This window comes from Amycolatopsis rhizosphaerae, from assembly GCF_007713715.1.
Taxonomy (GTDB): Bacteria; Actinomycetota; Actinomycetes; order Mycobacteriales; family Pseudonocardiaceae; genus Amycolatopsis_E; species Amycolatopsis_E rhizosphaerae.
On the sequence record NZ_VJWX01000855.1, the window covers coordinates 1 to 1,314 of the forward strand.

Below are 1,314 nucleotides of genomic sequence, written 5' to 3' on the forward strand. Positions count from 1 at the left end.
CCGTCCAGTCCTGGGAGGCGGTGACCGAGCCCGGTTCCGACGCGCGGATCGCTTCCTTCACCTCGATTTCCGGGCCCTGCCTCGACCACATGGGGTACTGGATGCGGGACCGGTGGCGCCGTCCGTCGCCGCGCGGGCTGCGGCGGGCGCTGAGCCAGCAGCTGCATTCGTGGTACGTGCTGCTGTTCCACGTTCCGGTACTGCCGGAGCTGGTGTGGCGTCTCGTGGTGGCGAAGCGGTGGCCGTTGCTGCTGCACCGGCTGGAGGGCGTTCCGCCGAGGCCCGGCCATCCCGCCCGCACCCTCGCCCGCGATGCCGTGCACGGGCTTTCCCTGTACCGGGCCAACTTCCGGCCCCGCCTGCGGCGGCCCCGGGAGCGGCGCACCGAGGTGCCGGTGCAGGTCGTGATGCCGGTCCACGACCGCTACGTGACGCCCCCGCTGGCGGAGGGACTTCAGCGCTGGGTTCCCCGGCTGTGGCGCCGCCGCCTGTACGCCGGGCACTGGTCGGCGCTTCTGCGGGACGGGGCGCAGGTCGCCCGCATGGTGACCGAACTGATCGACCACGTCGGCGGCGCCCCGGAGGCCCGCGGGCTGGCACGGGCCCGCGCGGGCGCGAAGGCACGACCGCTGGTGGTCGTCACGGGCGGCGGAAGCGGGATCGGCCGGGCCACCGCGAGGGCCTTCGCCGCTTCCGGGGCCGAGGTCGTGGTGTGCGATCTGGACGAGCGGGCCGCCCGGGAAACCGGCGGCCACGCCTACCGGGTCGACGTCTCCGACGAGGCGCAGATGCGGCGGTTCGCCGACGAGGTGCTGCGGGCGCACGGGGTGCCCGACATCGTGGTGAACAACGCGGGAGTCGGCCACGCGGGCACCTTCCTCGCCACCACCGGCGAGGAGTGGCGGCGGGTGCTGGACGTCAACCTGTGGGGGGTGATCCACGGCTGCCAGGTCTTCGGGAAGCTGATGGCCGAGCGCGGCGAGGGCGGGCACATCGTCAACGTGGCGTCCGCCGCCGCGTATCTGCCGGTGAAGTCCCTCGCCGCCTACGCCACCAGCAAGGCGGCCGTACTGATGCTGTCGGACGTGCTGCGCGCCGAAGTCGCCGGGCGCGGCATCGGGGTGTCCGCGATCTGCCCGGGCCTGGTCGACACCGGCATCACCCGCACCACCACGTTCTCCGGCCTCAGCGAGGAGGAGCAGGACCGCAGGCGGGACGCGGCCACCCGCGCCTACCGGCGGCGGAACTTCGCGCCGGAACGGGTGGCCGCCGAAATCCTGCGCGCGGTCGAAACCGGCCGCGCCACCGTCCCGG

The 1,314-nt window shown here is 74.2% G+C and carries 1 protein-coding gene; it reads left to right on the forward strand.

Features of this window, described 5'->3' with window-relative positions:
- Window positions 1–20: 20 nt before the first annotated feature.
- On the forward strand, window positions 21–1,314 hold a 1,294-nt coding region (locus FNH05_RS37420; RefSeq protein WP_246128170.1), incomplete at its 3' end, for an SDR family oxidoreductase.